Origin of the sequence: Mycobacterium talmoniae, from assembly GCF_001854525.1 — a bacterium.
In the GTDB taxonomy this organism is placed as follows: Bacteria; Actinomycetota; Actinomycetes; order Mycobacteriales; family Mycobacteriaceae; genus Mycobacterium; species Mycobacterium talmoniae.
In genome coordinates, this window is sequence record NZ_MLQM01000133.1 from 1 (window position 1) to 15,689 (window position 15,689).

The 15,689-nt window shown below is 70.3% G+C and carries 17 protein-coding genes and 1 pseudogene; 1 reads left to right on the forward strand and 17 read right to left on the reverse strand.

Features of this window, described 5'->3' with window-relative positions:
* The 5 genes from cmk to BKN37_RS19895 all read right to left on the reverse strand — a co-directional run.
* Window positions 1–456 (reverse strand): (d)CMP kinase (gene cmk / locus BKN37_RS19875; RefSeq protein WP_071028698.1); only part of this gene is annotated, 456 nt, incomplete at its 3' end.
* Window positions 453–1,196: a pseudouridine synthase gene (locus tag BKN37_RS19880; protein WP_071028686.1), complete on the reverse strand. Its 744-nt coding sequence runs from the start codon at window positions 1,194–1,196 to the stop codon at window positions 453–455. The genes BKN37_RS19880 and cmk, both read right to left, overlap by 4 nt.
* Window positions 1,196–1,888, reverse strand: a complete 693-nt coding sequence (scpB, locus tag BKN37_RS19885; RefSeq protein ID WP_071028687.1) for an SMC-Scp complex subunit ScpB — start codon at window positions 1,886–1,888, stop codon at window positions 1,196–1,198. The genes BKN37_RS19880 and scpB overlap by 1 nt, the downstream gene beginning before the upstream one ends.
* Window positions 1,885–2,697 (reverse strand): segregation/condensation protein A, encoded by an 813-nt coding sequence (locus BKN37_RS19890; protein ID WP_071028700.1) that lies wholly within the window; start codon window positions 2,695–2,697, stop codon window positions 1,885–1,887. The genes scpB and BKN37_RS19890 overlap by 4 nt, the downstream gene beginning before the upstream one ends.
* Entirely contained in the window at window positions 2,685–3,605 is a 921-nt protein-coding gene (locus tag BKN37_RS19895) for a ParA family protein (RefSeq protein ID WP_083341915.1), read from the reverse strand. The genes BKN37_RS19890 and BKN37_RS19895 overlap by 13 nt, the downstream gene beginning before the upstream one ends.
* A 139-nt stretch (window positions 3,606–3,744) precedes the next feature.
* Here BKN37_RS19895 and BKN37_RS19900 point away from each other — a divergent pair, with 139 nt between their 5' ends.
* On the forward strand, window positions 3,745–4,500 hold the full coding sequence (locus tag BKN37_RS19900) for an O-methyltransferase (protein WP_071028701.1): 756 nt from the start codon (window positions 3,745–3,747) through the stop codon (window positions 4,498–4,500).
* An 88-nt stretch (window positions 4,501–4,588) separates the two neighbouring features.
* On the opposite strand, the gene BKN37_RS19905 is transcribed toward BKN37_RS19900, so the two are convergent.
* The 12 genes and pseudogenes from BKN37_RS19905 to BKN37_RS19955 all read right to left on the reverse strand — a co-directional run.
* Window positions 4,589–4,948, reverse strand: coding sequence for a Uma2 family endonuclease (locus BKN37_RS19905; RefSeq protein WP_083341916.1), 360 nt, complete (start codon window positions 4,946–4,948; stop codon window positions 4,589–4,591).
* 94 nt (window positions 4,949–5,042) lie between these two features.
* On the reverse strand, window positions 5,043–5,819 hold the full coding sequence (mddA, locus tag BKN37_RS19910; RefSeq protein WP_071028688.1) for a methanethiol S-methyltransferase: 777 nt from the start codon (window positions 5,817–5,819) through the stop codon (window positions 5,043–5,045).
* A gap of 199 nt (window positions 5,820–6,018) precedes the next feature.
* Complete coding sequence (xerD, locus tag BKN37_RS19915) at window positions 6,019–6,969, reverse strand: site-specific tyrosine recombinase XerD (protein WP_071028689.1); 951 nt, start codon at window positions 6,967–6,969, stop codon at window positions 6,019–6,021.
* On the reverse strand, window positions 6,966–7,589 hold the full coding sequence (locus tag BKN37_RS19920) for an NUDIX domain-containing protein (protein ID WP_071028690.1): 624 nt from the start codon (window positions 7,587–7,589) through the stop codon (window positions 6,966–6,968). Before BKN37_RS19920 ends, xerD begins: the two co-directional genes overlap by 4 nt.
* Entirely contained in the window at window positions 7,582–9,333 is a 1,752-nt protein-coding gene (locus BKN37_RS19925; protein WP_071028691.1) for a CTP synthase, read from the reverse strand. Before BKN37_RS19925 ends, BKN37_RS19920 begins: the two co-directional genes overlap by 8 nt.
* 105 nt (window positions 9,334–9,438) lie before the next feature.
* Window positions 9,439–10,380 (reverse strand): copper transporter, encoded by a 942-nt coding sequence (locus tag BKN37_RS19930; protein WP_071028692.1) that lies wholly within the window; start codon window positions 10,378–10,380, stop codon window positions 9,439–9,441.
* A 4-nt stretch (window positions 10,381–10,384) separates the two neighbouring features.
* Window positions 10,385–11,566 (reverse strand): putative cytokinetic ring protein SteA, encoded by a 1,182-nt coding sequence (steA, locus tag BKN37_RS19935; RefSeq protein ID WP_071028693.1) that lies wholly within the window; start codon window positions 11,564–11,566, stop codon window positions 10,385–10,387.
* A 193-nt stretch (window positions 11,567–11,759) separates the two neighbouring features.
* Window positions 11,760–13,532 carry a DNA repair protein RecN gene (recN, locus tag BKN37_RS19940; RefSeq protein WP_071028694.1) on the reverse strand — a complete coding sequence of 591 codons (1,773 nt, stop codon included), beginning with the start codon at window positions 13,530–13,532 and terminating at the stop codon, window positions 11,760–11,762.
* 2 nt (window positions 13,533–13,534) lie between these two features.
* Window positions 13,535–14,458 carry an NAD kinase gene (locus BKN37_RS19945; RefSeq protein WP_071028695.1) on the reverse strand — a complete coding sequence of 308 codons (924 nt, stop codon included), beginning with the start codon at window positions 14,456–14,458 and terminating at the stop codon, window positions 13,535–13,537.
* Window positions 14,455–15,264: a TlyA family RNA methyltransferase gene (locus BKN37_RS19950; protein ID WP_071028696.1), complete on the reverse strand. Its 810-nt coding sequence runs from the start codon at window positions 15,262–15,264 to the stop codon at window positions 14,455–14,457. Before BKN37_RS19950 ends, BKN37_RS19945 begins: the two co-directional genes overlap by 4 nt.
* Before the next feature lie 5 nt (window positions 15,265–15,269).
* Window positions 15,270–15,425 (reverse strand): hypothetical protein, encoded by a 156-nt coding sequence (locus BKN37_RS29290; RefSeq protein ID WP_095407143.1) that lies wholly within the window; start codon window positions 15,423–15,425, stop codon window positions 15,270–15,272.
* A 13-nt stretch (window positions 15,426–15,438) separates the two neighbouring features.
* Window positions 15,439–15,689: pseudogene (locus BKN37_RS19955) on the reverse strand (HAD-IIA family hydrolase); the annotation flags it as partial.

Sequence of the window (15,689 nt, forward strand, 5' to 3'; positions counted from 1 at the left end):
GGTCTCCGCGGAGGCGGTCAAGAAGATCTTCACCGGGGCATCCGGCAACACCACGGTGCCGATATCGCGGCCCTCCACCACGACGCTGCCCGGCCCGGCCGCCAACTCGCGCTGCAACGCCACCAGCCGGGTCCGCACCGCCGGCACCGCCGACACCGCCGACACCGCCCCGGTGACCGTGTCGCCGCGGATCTCCGCCGAAACGTCTTCTCCGGCAAGGTAGGCGCGGTCTTCGTCGGGATCGTCGCCGACGGACAGCTGCACCTTCTGGGCCAGCTCGGCGACGGCGGCGGCGTCGGCCGCGTCGATCCCGGCGCGCAGCACCGCCAACGTCACGATCCGGTACATCGCCCCGGTGTCCAGGTAGCGCGCACCCAGCGCGCGCGCCAAACCCCGTGACACCGAAGACTTTCCGGTCCCCGCGGGACCGTCGACGGCGACGGCCAAACTAGTCACAGACCCACCGCCTTGTAGAGTTCCCCGATTTCTTTGCGGTTCAACACCCGGATGCTGCCGGGCCGCTGCTCCCCCAGCGACACCGCACCGATGTCGGTGCGCACCAGCTCCTGCACCGGATATCCGACCGCGGCCAGCAGCCGACGCACGATGCGTTTGCGGCCCTCGTGCAGGGTCACCCGCACCAGCGTCCTGCCAGGAACGGCGTCGACCACCGCGAAGTCGTCGACCCGCACCGGACCGTCGTCGAGGTCGATACCGGCCCGCAGCTTCTTGCCCAGCCCCCGCGGCACCGTCCCCGGCACCGTGGCCACATACGTCTTGGAAACCTGGTAGGACGGGTGCATCAGCCGGTGCGCCAGCTCGCCGTCATTGGTCAACAGCATCAGGCCTTCGGTGTCGGCGTCCAACCGCCCGACATGAAACAGCTTGGCGTTTCCGCGAACCCGATGCTCGACCAGGTCACCGATGCACGGGCGCCCCCGATCATCCGACATCGTCGAATGCATCCCGCGCGGCTTGTTCAGCGCCAGATACACCTGCGAGTCGTCCACGCTCACCCGCGCGCCGTCCACCCGGATCACCGACACGCTCGGGTCGACCCGGGTGCCCAACTCGGTCACCAGCTGCCCGTCCACCTCGACGCGCCCGTCGATGATCATCTTCTCGGCCACCCGTCGCGAAGCAACCCCGGCCTGGGACAACACTTTTTGCAGGCGCACACCCTCGGAGTCGGCCATCAGTCGTGGTCCACGTCGAAGGTGAGCGGTTGATCCGGAGCCGGCCCACCACCGAGTTTCATGAAACGTGGCTCGGAATCCAGTGATTCGCTGAGGTCGTCGATCACGTCGACGTCGGGCAGCAACGGCGCGATATCGGGCAGCTCCTCCAGCGACGACAACCCCAGCCGCTCCAAAAACAGCTCGGTGGTGGCGAACGTCACCGCCCCGGTGTCGGGGTCGTTGCCGGCCTCGGTGATCAGCCCGCGGGCCAGCAGGGTGCGCATCACCGCATCGACGTTCACCCCGCGCACCGCGCTGACCCGGGCCCGGGTCACCGGCTGGCGGTAGGCCACCACCGCCAGCGTCTCCAGGGCGGCGCGGGTCAGCTTCGAACGCGAACCGTCCAGCAGCAGCCGCTCCACATACGGCGCGAACCGGGCGCGGGTGTACAGCCGCCAGCCGCCGCCGGCCTCCCGCAGGTCGATGCCGCTGCCGCGTTCGGCGAGTTCCTCGGCCATCAACCGCAGCTTCGCCACGATCCGGTACACCGGCTGCTCGGTGGCCATGGCCAGCGCGTCGACCGTCACCGGGGTGTCCACCACCAGCAGCAAGGCCTCCAGCACCGCCCCCAGCTCGGCGTCTTCCAGCTCGGGCGCGGTGGCGACGTCGATGCCCAGATCGGCGTCAAGGTTGTCGTCGGGGCTGGTCATGAGTGGTCTTTCACTAGGTCTTCGTTGGTCGGACGTTCTCCGGTCCACGAAACCTGGAGCACACCAAGTGGTTCTGGTTGATCGAATGCTACCGCCCGCGCCCGATACAGTTCGAGCAGCGCCAGGAAGCGCCCGACGATCTCGATCGGCGCACCGCAGTCGGCCACCAGGTCGGCGAACGACGCCCACTGGCCCTGGCCGCGGGCCTCCAGCAGCGTCAACAGGTGTCCGGCCTGCTCGGGCACGGACACCATCAGCTCGTGCAGATGCTCGGTGGCCACGGTCGGCACCGGCCGTGGGGTGAACGCGGCCGCCGCGATCTGGGCGAACCGCTCGGCGTCGACGCCCAGCATCACCTCGGGCAGCAGGTCGGCGAACCGCTTCTCGAGCGCCACCGCCCGCGGATAGCTGCGCAGCGCCGCCGCCTCCAGCTCCGCGAACATCTGCGCGACGTGTTTGAAGGCCCGGTACTGCAGCAGCCGGGCGAACAGCAGGTCACGGACCTCCAGCAGCGCCAGATCCTCTTCGTCGTCGACCTGCCCGGCCGGCAGCAGCCGGGCCGCCTTGAGGTCGAGCAGGGTGGCGGCGATCACCAGGAACGCCGTCGTCTCCTCCAACCCCAAGGTGGGGCCGATCTCCCGGGTGTAGGCGATGAAGTCGTCGGTGACCTGGTGCAGCGCCACCTCGGTGACGTCGAGGCGGTGCGCGAAGATCAGCTGCAGCAGCAGGTCGAACGGCCCCTCGAAATTGGTCAGTCTGACCTGGAAGCCGCCCTGCGTGGATGTGTCGGGACTGCTCACGCGCCGAATCGGTCGATGACCTCGCGCGCCAGCGCGCGGTAGGCCTCGGCACCGCCTGATTTGGGCGCCCACGTGGTGATGGGCTCCCCGGCGACGCTGGTTTCCGGGAAACGCACGGTGCGGGTGATCACCGTGTCGAACACCAGGTCACCGAAGCGTTCCACCACCCGGGCCATGACCTCGCGGGAGTTCACCGTGCGCGGGTCATAGCGGGTGACCAGGATGCCGCTGATGGTCAGCTTGGGGTTGAGCCGGTCGCGCACCTTCTCGACGGTGTCGGTGAGCAGCGCCAACCCGCGCAGGCTGAAGTACTCGCATTCGGTGGGGATGATGACGCCGTCGGCGCAGGCCAGCCCGTTGACGGTGAGCAGTCCCAGCGACGGCTGGCAGTCGATCAGCACGTAGTCGTAGCGGTCCAGCACCGGGTGCAGCGCGCGGTGCAGGGATTGTTCCCGACCCACCTCGTTGACCAGCTGAATCTCGGCGGCGGACAGGTCGATGTTGGACGGCACCAGGTCCATGTGCCGGACCCGGGTGTGCATCAGCACGTCGTCGATGGAGACCCGCGGCTCCACCAGCAGGTTGTGGATGGTGTGGTCCAGCTCGTAGTGCGGCACGCCCAGGCCGGCCGACAACGCGCCCTGCGGATCCAGGTCCACCAGCAGCACCCGGCGGCCGTACTCGGCCAGCGCGGCACCCAGGTTGATCGTCGAGGTGGTCTTGCCGACCCCGCCCTTCTGGTTGCACATGGCGATGACCTGGGCCGGACCGTGGGAAGTGCGCGGGGCCGGCTCCGGGGTGTGCCGCGGCGGCCGACCGGTCAGACCGATCTCGGGGCCGGTGTCGCCGCTGCCCGCCGGCGCCGCTCCTGGATCCCGGCTGACGCCGGCATCGTCGTCGTCGGCCCGGTCGGTCATACCCGACCGTCCCAGGCCAGACCACGTGCGGACAAGGCGAACATCCGGGCAAGTCTAACCGCGCAGACAGGTCGACAGTGGCAGACCCGCGGGCAAGGTGGCCGACCGATCCGAGTCGGTGCTGCCTACGCTGTCCATCATGACGCTCAAACGGCGGTTGCCCTTCCTGCGGTGGTCGGTGCTGCGGATGGCCGGCTCCGGGACCCGCAACATCGTCACCACCGGACAGATCGGCGACGGACGCGAAGCCGCGGCCGTCGCGTACGTGCTGGCCAACGCGCGCGCTGGCGACATCGACGACGTCTTGGCCACCATCGACAAGTTCGCCTACGAGGAGTCGATGCTGATCAACGTCGGCGACGAGAAGGGCGCCCTGCTCGATGCCGCGGTCCGCCGCGCCGACCCCAAGCTGGCGCTGGAACTGGGCACCTACTGCGGATACGGGGCGCTGCGGATCGCCCGCGCCGCCCCGGCCGCCAAGGTGTACTCCGTCGAGCTGGCCGAGGCCAACGCCGTCAACGCCCGGCAGATCTGGGCGCACGCGGGCGTGGCCGACCGGGTGACGTGTGTGGTCGGCACCATCGGCGACGGCGGGCGCACCCTGGATGCGCTGGCGGCCGAGCATGGTTTTACCGCCGGCGCATTGGACTTCCTGTTCCTCGACCACGACAAGGACGCCTACCTGCCCGACCTGCACAGCATCGTCGACCGCGGCTGGCTGCATGCCGGCGCGATCGTGGTCGCCGACAACGTCAAGGTGCCCGGCGCCCCGAAGTACCGCGCCTACATGCGCGACCAGCAGGGCACCCGGTGGAACACCGTCGAACACAAGGCGCATCTCGAATACCAGACCCTGCTGCACGATCTGGTGCTGGAGTCGGAGTATCTGGGCTAGGTAGCGCTGTATCGCTGCGCGAGCGTGCGCAAAATGACGGCTCCGCCGCGCTGAAACTGGCATTTTGCGCACCCTGGCGAGCGGGGGCCTATCGCGCGGTTAGCCCGTCGAGGTCCAGGCGCAGCGGGACCGGAGCACTCGTCGTGAAGCTGCCGGTGACGGCGGGTGATTCCTGGTAACCGATCGTGCCGGCGAGGCGCAGTGCGGTCAGTGTCACCGGCGGGCCGAGGTCGACGATCCAGTAGTGCTCGATGCCGGCCTCGGCGTATTCGGATCGCTTGGTGACGGTGTCGGTCCGTCGCGAACCCGGTGAGATGACCTCGATCGCCACCAGCACTTCCGGGCCGTGCAGACGTCGTGGTGAGCCCTCGGTTCGAGTGATCACGACGTCGGGGAGAGCGTCCCAATCCTCAAGGGATAGCAGCCTGGGCAACTGGGCGCTAGTCATGCCGTCCGCCTCCTCCCGACGTGCTCTGGATCGAGCGTAGCCGCGGGTGAGCACCGGCGCGATCCACGCCAATGCGAGGAGGGGCGCCCGCGACTTACGCTGCGCTGGGCCCGATCTTGGGCGGCGTGGCTTCCGGATGGCGGTGTGGCCACGGCAGCAGCATGGGCACTCGGCGCTTATAGTCGCGGTACTGATCGCCCAGCGCCGCGATCAGGTCGTGTTCTTCGAACTGCAGCGCTAGCAGGATGTAGCTGGTGGTCGCGGTCGCGAACAGCAGATGCCCGGCCGTCATGGTCGGGGTCGCCCAAAACGCGACGATGAAGCCCAGCATGAGCGGGTGCCGCACCACCCGATACAACAGCGAGGTACGAAATCCGAGGTCGGTGTAGGGCTCACCGCGCCAGGCCAGATACACCTGCCGCAACCCGAACAGGTCGAAGTGGTTGATCATGAACGTGCCGGCGAACACCGTCGCCCAGCCCAGCCAAAACAGGGCGTGTAGGCCGACCCGGGCCGCGGGTGAGGTCACGTCCCACACCAGCGCCGGCAAGGTCCGCCACTGCCAATACAGCAGAAACAGCGCCAGGCTCGACATCAGGACATAGGTGCTGCGCTCGACGGCGGGTGGGACGAAGCGCGTCCACCACCGTTTGAATGCCGGGCGGGCCATCACGCTGTGCTGGACGGCGAACAGGCCGAGCAGCGCCACGTCGACGGCCACCGCTTGCCCGGCCGGCGCGGCCACACCGGAGTCGACGCTGCGCGGCACCGCGATACCGCCGACGAAGCCGATCGCATACAGGAAGGCGGCAAGGAAGATGACGTAGCTCATCGCGCCGTAACCGAGGGTCAGCAACCGCGTCGTCGGCATCGCGCACCTCCGGTTCGTCCGCAGCCCGGCAGTCGAGGCCGGATGTGCTTGAGAATCCCGTCGGCCGGGTGCAATTGCCTAGAGTAAGCCGCTACTCGACTTTTCGGCGCCGACCGGGGCGGCGCGAGCGTGCGTAGACCCGGGAATTTCCTCGGCGTGTCGGCCGGGGACACGCACGCTCGCGGAGATCCCGCGGAGATCAGTGCGCCCGCGGGTGGGCTTCGGCCCACACTTCCCGCAGCGCGTGCACGGTGACCAGCGTGTAGATCTGGGTGGTGGTCACCGAGGCGTGGCCGAGCAGTTCCTGCACGACGCGCACGTCGGCGCCGCCGTCGAGCAGGTGGGTGGCAAACGAGTGCCGCAGCGTGTGCGGGGACACCGCGGCGGTGATGCCGGCCCGCGCGGCGGCGTCCTGCAGCACCTGCCAAGCGCTTTGCCGCGACAGCCGGCCGCCGCGCGCGTTGAGGAAGATCGCCGGGGTGCCGCGGCCGCGGCGCGCCAGCTCCGGGCGGCCCCGCACCAGATAAGCGTCCAGCGCGGCCACCGCGGGGCGCCCCACCGGCACCAGCCGCTGCTTGCCGCCCTTGCCGCGCAGCAGCACCGACCGGGCCTGGGTGTCGATGTCGTCGACGTCGAGGCCGACGGCCTCCGAGATCCGGGATCCGGTGGAGTACAGCAGTTCCAGCAGCGCCCGGTTGCGCAGCGCCAACGGGCCGTCGGACGGGCTGTCGCCGCCGGCGCCGTCCAGCAGCGCCAGCACCTCGTCGACGGTCAGGCTTTTGGGCAGCCGCCGGCTGGGGGTCGGCGGTTTGACCGCCCGCGCGACGTCCAGCGCGGTCATGCCCTCCGCGGCGGCGAACCGGTGCAGGCCGCGCACCGCGATCAGCGCGCGCGCCGCCGACACCGCCGACAGCGCCGACAGCCCGGCGTCGGGGTCGCCCTGGCGCAGCGCCACCAAAAAGTCGCTGACGTCGGTTTCGCTGACCTGGGCCAGATCGTCGATGCCGCGCACGGCCAGGTGCTCGGCGTAGCGACGCAGGTCGCGGCGATAGGAGCTCAAGGTGTTGGCGGCCACGCCGCGCTCGATGGTCAGGTGGTCCAGATAGCCCTGCAGCTGCGACTGCAGGGGCGGCGAGGCCACCGTGGTCACGGCCCGGCCTGCCGCGCGGCGAACGACGTCGGCTTGTCAATCCAGGGCGCGTCCACCGGCCGCGGCTGCGCCACCCCCTGGCTGACCGCGTGCGCGGCCAAAATTCCGGACACCGCAATGGAGTTGACGACTTCGCCGCGGAACACGTCGCGGACGGCCTCGTCGAGCGGATACCACTTCAGGGTGAGGTCGGCTTCTTCGTGGTGGGCCTCGGGGCGGTCCACCTCATAAAGTCCGGTGGCCAAATACACCCGCACCGACTCGTCGCTGAACCCGGGCGTCGAGTCCAGGTCGACCAGCGTCTGCCAGGTGCGCGCCGCCAGACCGGCCTCTTCCTGCAGTTCCCGGGCGGCGGTGAGATGCGGTGCCTCGCCGTGCATGTCGAGCAGCCCGGCGGGCAGCTCCCACAGTCGCCGCCCCAACGGATGCCGGTACTGGTAGATCAGCGGGATGTTGTGGTCGTCGTCGAGCGCGACCACCGCCACCGCACCGAAGTGTTCGACGACTTCGCGGGTGACGACGGTGTCGCCCGGCATCCGCACCTGGTCGGCGCGCAGCGCGAAAATCTTTCCCTGGTGCAGGATCTGCGACGAGACGGTCTCGAAGACGTGCTCAGCCACGGGCGGCTGGCTCTTGCAGAGGCGCCGCGACGCCGCCGTGGTGCTCGTTGCCGTTGGGGTGCTGTTCGGGGATCTCCACCGGCAGCCGTTCGGCCGCCTTGTAGTCGATGGCGGCCCCGACGAACGCGGCGAACAGCGGATGCGGGCGGGTGGGGCGACTCTTCAGCTCCGGGTGCGCCTGGGTGCCGACGATGAACGGGTGAACCGACGGGGGGTATTCGACGAACTCCACCAGATGCCCGTCCGGCGAGGTGCCGGAAAACCGCAGACCGCTCGCCGCGATCCGGTCCCGGTAGGCGTTGTTGACCTCGTAGCGGTGCCGGTGCCGTTCGGAGACCTCGGTCGCCTCGTAGGCCTGGGCGACCAGCGAATCCTCCTGCAGCACCGCCGGGTAGGCACCCAACCGCATGGTGCCGCCGAGGTCGGCTTCCCCGGCCACCACGTCTTCCTGGTCGGCCATGGTGGCGATCACCGGGTCGGGGGTGCCGGGCTCGAACTCCGCGGAGTTGGCTTCGGTGATCCCGACCGAGCGGGCGGCCTCGATCACGATGCACTGCAGGCCCAGGCACAGCCCCAGCACCGGCACGCCGTTGGCCCGCGCGAAGGAGATGGCGCCGATCTTGCCTTCGATGCCGCGGATCCCGAACCCGCCCGGGATCAGGACGCCGTGCACATCGCCCAACACCGCGGCCGCGCCGCTGGGCGTCTCGCAGTCATCGGAGGCCACCCAGCGGATCTCCACCTTGGCGTGGTGCTTGAATCCGCCGGCGCGCAGCGCCTCGGCCACCGACAGGTAGGCGTCGGACAGGTCAATGTATTTGCCCACCAGCGCGATCCGGACCGTTTCATGCGGTTCGTGGACCCGGCGCAGCAGGTCGTCCCACTCGGTCCAGTCGACGTCGCGGAACGGCAGGTTCAGCCGGCGCACCACGAACGCGTCGAGCTCTTCGCGGTGCAGCACCTTGGGGATGTCGTAGATCGACGGCGCGTCGGGGGTGGAGATCACCCCGTCGACGTCCACGTCGCACATCAGCGCGATCTTGTTCTTCAGCGGTTCGGGGACGTCGCGGTCGCAGCGCAGGATCAGCGCGTCGGGGGTGATACCGATGCTGCGCAGCGCGGCCACCGAGTGCTGGGTGGGTTTGGTTTTGAGCTCACCGGACGGCGCCAGGTAGGGCACCAGCGACACGTGCAGGAAGAACACGTTGTCCCGGCCGACGTCGTGGCGGACCTGCCGGGCGGCCTCCAGAAACGGCTGGGACTCGATATCGCCGACGGTGCCGCCGATTTCGGTGATGACGACGTCGGGGCGGCGGCCGTGGGCGTCCGGTTCGGCCATCGCCAGGATCCGGCTTTTGATCTCGTCGGTGATGTGCGGGATCACCTGCACCGTGTCGCCGAGGTACTCGCCGCGGCGTTCCTTGGCGATCACCGACGAATACACCTGGCCGGTAGTCACATTCGCCGAGCCGGAGAGGTCTCGGTCCAGGAACCGCTCGTAGTGGCCGACGTCGAGGTCGGTCTCGGCGCCGTCTTCGGTGACGAAGACCTCACCGTGCTGGAACGGGTTCATGGTGCCCGGGTCGACGTTGAGGTACGGGTCCAGCTTTTGCATGGTGACCTGCAACCCGCGGGCGGTCAGCAGCTGCCCCAGGCTGCTGGCGGTCAGTCCCTTGCCGAGTGAGGAGGCGACGCCCCCGCTGACGAAGAGGTGCTTGGTAGCGGTGTGTGGGTGCTTGCGCAATGCTGGCAACAGCGACCTCCGTGACGACGGCGCAGGTGTGGGGCCTGCCGACCCACGGAATCCCACCTTAACACCGACCCCGTCGGGCCGTTGTTGACACGCCCGCTACTGCGCGACGGTCAGCGCGGTGGCGCCGGCGCCGGTGCCGTATTGGCCGGTCCGGCCGCCGCTGATCAGCTCGCCCAGGCCCAGCACGGCGGTGATGCGGCCGGACTCCACGTCGACGTCGTCGACCGTGCTGACCGCCGACGACATGCCGGCGTCGGCCCGGCTCACCGCCACCGCGGCGGTGCCCGACGACGACCCGTCGCGGCCGGCCAGCACGGTGCCGGAGCCGTGCGGGGCCAGCGCGGCGGCGAACCGGGCCACGCTGACCCCCTTGTTGCCGGCGTCGTCGCCCAGCGTCCCGCCGGTGATCACCACCGCGGCGTTGGCCGCGCCGACGTGTTGGTCCCCGTAGCTGACGAACCCGGTGTCGCGCAGCGCGGCCAGCACGGTTTCGCGCTGCAGGTCGTCGACGGTGGGGACGGCGGGATCGCGGTTGATCAGCAGGGCGATGCCCAGCAGATCCCCGGCCTGCGAGCCTTGGTCGACGAGTTTGGTGCTCAACTGGGCGCCGGCCGGCAGGATCGACGAGTTGACCACGGTGCGCAGTTTCTCCGCGGAGTTGGCGTCGACGAACTCCTGGGTCAACCCCACCGTGCCGCTGACCGTGCCGCCGGCGGTGCCGATGATCCGCGACACCGCCTCGACGTCGTCGTCGCGGGCCTCCGGGGCGCGAAACACCACCACCGACTTGCCGCTCAGCACGTCGTGCACGATCCGGCCCGCCACCTGCGCATCGAAATCGCTTGCCGTGCTGATTTTTTCGTTGAGGGCGTTCTTCTGGTCGTTGAGGGCGTTGATCTGGGAATGCAGATCCCGCTTCTCCTCGCGCAGCCCGGACAGCAGCGTGTCGGAGAGCAGACCGGAACCCAGCACGACCCCGATCGCCAGCGCCAGGAACACCGCGGCCAGCGAAATCGCGTGGTGACGTAGCGAGATCACGGCGCTAGGTGATCCAGCCCTGCACCCACAGGGAGAACCGGTTCCAGTAGTCCACGATCCAGTGCAGCACCACGGTGTCGGTGCGCGACACCCACAATGCGACGATGACCGCGATCAGCATGGTCAGCACCAGCAGCGCGATGGCCCCGGCCGAAATCCGGTTGCGGTACAGGGTGGCCACCGCTTTGGCGTCGACCAGCTTCTCCCCGACCTTGAGCCGGGTCAGAAATGTCGACGGGTTGCTGTGCACGCGGGTGCGGTCGAAGAACGTCTCGATGCTGGCGGTGTGGCCGGCGGTGACCAGCAGGGCCGCGCCGTGGTGGTCGGCCAGCAGCAACGCCAGGTCCATCGCCGACCCGGCGGCCGGGAACGTCATCGCGCCCACCCCGAGGTCCTGGATGCGTTCCAGGCCGGGGGCGTGGCCGTCGGCGTCGGCCGGTAACACCACCTGCGCACCGCATTTGAGGACGTCGACGGACAGCTGCTCGGGGTCGCCGACGATCAGCTGCGGGCGGTACCCGGCCTTGCGCAGCACGTCGGCCCCGGTCCCGACACCGATGAGCACCGGCTGGTACTCCTTGATGAACGGTTTGAGGTATTTCAGGTCCTCGGCGGCGTGCGGCTCGTCGGCCACCAGCACGACGTGGCGGCGGCGCAGGTCGACGTCGATGTCGGGGATGCCGATTCCGTCGATCAGCAGCGGGCTTTCGCTGCGGATGTACTCGATGGTGTTGCCGGCGAAGGCTTCCAGGTGCGAGACCAACCCGCTCTTGGCCTCGTGCATCATCTCGGTGATGTCGAGGTCGCTGCGCTCGGTGCCGAGCGCCAAGCGGCGGTCGCCGGAGTAGACGCCGCCGTTGTGCAGCCGGATCTTGGCGCCGTCCTTGATCTTCTTGAACACCGTCGGCCCGGCCTCGTCGATGAGGGCCACGCCGTTGGCGACCAGAACTTCCGGGCCCTGGTTGGGGTAGCGGCCGGAGATCGACGGGGAGGCGTTGACCACGCCGGCGATGGCGGCGTCGACCAGCGCGTCGGCGGTGATCCGGTCCAGGTCGAGCACGTCGAGGACCACGATGTCGCCGGGGCACACGCGGCGCAGCAGGCGATCGATATCGCGGTCGACCCGGGCGGTGCCGACGACACCGGGCCGCGACGTATTACGGGACAGAAGCGCAGACATCTTCATGGGGTGCGATTCTGTCGGGAATGGGCCGCGGAGGCCGGGAGGCGCGCCGTAACACCAGCCCCAGAAGTTGTCTGGTGTAACACTGGTAACAGGTTGGTCTCGGCGAGCGCGGCTGTTGCGCACCGACTGTGCGGATTCATCCGCAAACCGCGGGTGCAGGCGTATCGGATCGCACAGTCGGCGGGCTACCGGTCTACCGGTCGGCCTGGGCGGCCTCCAACAGTTCGCGGGCATGGGCGCGCGCGGTGTCGGTCTCCCCCAGCCCGGCCAGCATCCGGGCCAGCTCGGCGACGCGGTCGTCGCCGTCGAGGCGCCGCACCCCGCTGGCGCCGCCGCGCCCGGTGGGCTCGACCATCAGGTGCACGTCGGCGTACGCCGCGACCTGCGGCAGGTGCGTCACCACGATGACCTGGTGGGTGCGGGCCAGCCGGGCCAGCCGCCGGCCGATCTGCACCGCCGCCCGGCCACCCACCCCGGCGTCGACCTCGTCGAACACCATCGTGGTGCCGCCCGACTGTTTCGACGACGTCGCCAGCGCAACCTCGATCGCCAGCATCACCCGGGACAGCTCACCGCCGGACGCGCTTTTGGCCAGCGGCAGCACCGTGGTGCCGCGGTGCGCGGTGAAGCCGAACTCGACCTGGTCGACGCCGTCGGCGCCGGCGTGCACCACCTCGCCCGAGGGCAGCGGCAGCGCGGCCAGGTTGTCGTCGCCGCTCGGGTCGCTCAGGGCCTGGGTGGTGACGGTGACGGTCAGCTCGGCGTCGCTCATCGCCAACCCGGACAGCTCGGCGGTGACCGCCTTGGCCAGCCCGGCGGCGGCCTTGTGCCGGGCCTTGCTGAGGTCGAGGGCGGCCTGGGCGAGCTGGCCGGTCAGCTCGTCGACGCGGCGCTGCAACCCGCCCAGGGCCTCCTCGGACACGTCGAGTTGGGCGAGCCGGTCACGGGACTCGTGGGCCCAGGACAACACCCCGTCGATGTCGGCGGCGTACTTGCGGGTCAGGGTGCGCAATTCGGCCTGCCGGGCCAGCTTGGTTTCCAAGGTGCTGGCGTCGCTGGGCAGCTCCCCCAGATAGTCGCCGAGTTCGCGGGCCGCGTCGGTGATCACCGTCAGCGCCTCGTCCAGCTGCCCGGCCAACCCCCGCAGCACCGTGTCGTCGGTGGCGTCCAGCAGCGACTTCGCCCGGCCCAGCGCGTCCACGGCCGACGACGACTCCACCGCCGTGTCGTCCAGGGTTCCGGCCAGCGCCGCCCGGGCCGTCGACGCCGCCTCGCGCAGCGCGTCGAGTTCGGACAGCCGCCGGATGTCGGCGAGCAGTGCGTCGTCTTCGCCCGGTTGGGGGTCGACGGTGTCGATCTCCTGCAGGGCGAAGTTCAGCCGGTCGGCTTCCTGGGCGAGTTCGCGGGCCCGGTTGCGGCGGTCGATGAGGTCGCGCCGCGCCGCCTGCCAGGCGTCGCGCAGTTTGCGGTAGCGCTCCAGGCGCGGGCCGACGGCCGCGAACCGGTCCAGGGCGCCGCGCTGTTCGTCCGGGCGCATCAACCGCAGTTGGTCGTTTTGGCCGTGCAGGGTGAGCAGTCGGGTGGTGAAGTCGCTCAGCGACTTGGCCGGCACGCTGCGCCCACCCAGGTAGGCGCGGGAGGGGCCGTCGGCGCTGACCGAGCGCAGCGCGATCACGCTGCCGTCCTCGTCGCGGTCGGCGCCCGAGGCGTCCAGGATCTGCTCGACCCGGGCGGCCGCGCTCTCGCCGAGTTCGGTGGTGGAAAACCGGCCCTCCACCACCGCGCGACCGGCCCCGGACCGGACCCGGGTGGCGTCGGCGCGGGCCCCGCCGAGCAGGTGCAGCCCGGTCACCACCATCGTCTTGCCGGTGCCGGTCTCGCCGGTCAAAACGGTTAGGCCGCGGTCGAATTCGGCGGTCGCGACGTTGATGGCGCCCAGCGACTCGATCCGTATTTCGGTCAGCACCGTTACTGCCCGCGCCAACCCGTGACCGGCAGCCGGAACTTGCGCACCAAGCGGTCGGTGAACGGTGCGCTGTCCAGCCGGGCCCACTTGACCGGGGTGTCGCAGCGGGTCACCTCCAGCCGGCCGCCGGCCGGCACCAGCATGTCGCGGCGCCCGTCGCAGAACACCAGCGCGTCGTGACCGCTGGCCTCCACTTCGATCGCGATGGTCGAATCCGGGCTGGTCACCATCGGCCGGGCGAACAGGGCGTGCGCGTTGTTGGGGACGACCAGGATGGCGTCCAGGTCCGGCCACAGCACCGGGCCGCCCGCGGAGAACGCGTAGGCGGTGGATCCGGTGGGGGTCGACACCAGCACCCCGTCGCAGCCGAACGTCGACACCGGCCGGCCGTCGACCTCGACGACCACGCCGAGCACCCCGAGCCGCGGCCCCTTTTCCATGCTGGCTTCGTTGAGCGCCCAGCCGTGGTCGATGATCCGCCCGTCGGCGCGCACCACGACGTCCAGGGTCATGCGCTGTTCGACCCGGTAGTCGCGGGCGATGACGTGGTCGAGCACGGTGTCGATGGTCTCGGCTTCGGCCTCGGCCAAAAAACCGATCCGGCCCAGGTTGACCCCCAACACCGGGATGTCGGCGTTGCGGGCCAGTTCGGCGGCCCGCAGGAAGGTGCCGTCGCCGCCGAGCACCACCACCAGTTCGCAGCCCTGGGCGGCGTGCGCGTCGGCGTCGACGACCTCGATGTCGACGCCCAGCGCCCGCATATCGTCAGGCGCCAGGTGCAGCGGTCCGCGGTCGACGGCCTCGGCGGACAGCACGCGCAACGCGATACCGTTGTCGCCCAACACTTTTTCCACCCGGCGCGCGGTGTCGGTGGCTTCTTCGCGGCCGGTGTGGACGACCAGCAGGACGGTGCGTTCGGCGGTCATTGCGGCCCCTCCGCCACCGCGGTCGCGACGGCCCGCGCCAAGGCGTCCCCGGTCAGCGGCGACCCGGTGCGGGCGCGCAGCCACAGGAAGTATTCGACGTTGCCGGACGGCCCGGGCAGCGGGCTGGCGGTCACCCCCACGGTGTGCCAGCCCAGCTGTTCGGCGCGCTGCGCGACGCCCACCACCGCGGCCGTCCGCAATTGCGGGTCATCGACCACGCCGCCGGCGCCCACCTGTCCCCTTCCGACCTCAAACTGCGGCTTCACCATGGGAACGATATCGGCGTCCGGTGTCGCGCATCCGGTCAGCGCGGGCAACACGGTGGTCAGCGAGATGAACGACAGGTCGGCCACCACCACGTCGACGGGCCCGCCGATGGTGTCGGGCTGCAGGGCCCGCACATTGGTTCGTTCCAGCACGGCAACCCGCGGATCCGAGCGCAGCGACCAGGCCAGCTGCCCGTAGCCGACGTCGGCGGCGACGACCTCGGCGGCCCCCCGGTCCAGCAACACCTCGGTGAACCCGCCGGTCGATGCGCCGGCGTCCAGGCAGCGTCGGTCCTGCACGCTGATCGCGAAGGCGTCCAGCGCGCCGAGCAGCTTGTGCGCGCCGCGCGACACCCAGGTACGTTCGCCGTCGGCGGCGACGGTGAGGTGGGCGGTGACCGCGACGGCGGTCGCCGGTTTGGCCGCGGGCAGGCCGTCGATGCACACCTTGCCGGCCCCGATCAGCTCGGCGGCCTGTTGGCGGGATCGGGCCAGTCCCCGCCGGACCAGCTCGGCATCGACGCGGGCACGCCGGGTCACGGTGCTCAGCCTTTCTCCACCGATTCCAGCGCGTGCACCAGCACGTCGTGCGCTTCGTTGAGGCGGCGGGCGATCTCATCGAGATCGGACTCGGTGTCCGCCGGCAGCTCGGCGAGCAGCGCATCGATCTGAGCGCGGATCTGGTCGGGTTCGGTCGTCATGGCGTTTCTAACGCTAGTCGATCTCGGTCAGCGACCAGCGGCGCAGGGCGTCGCGCGCCGTGTCGTCGCTGGCCCGAACGCTGGCCGGGCGCCGGTCGGGGTGCACCGCCCAGACCGCGGCGGCCACGGCGCGCACCACCGCCAGCCCGTCGCCGGCCGGGGCATTGCCGTCGGCCGCGACGGTGACGACGTCGCCGTCGGCGTGCACCCGCCAGCCGGGTTGGGGGCGCCCCGGCCGGGGGGCGGCCGGGTGGGGGCGGCGGG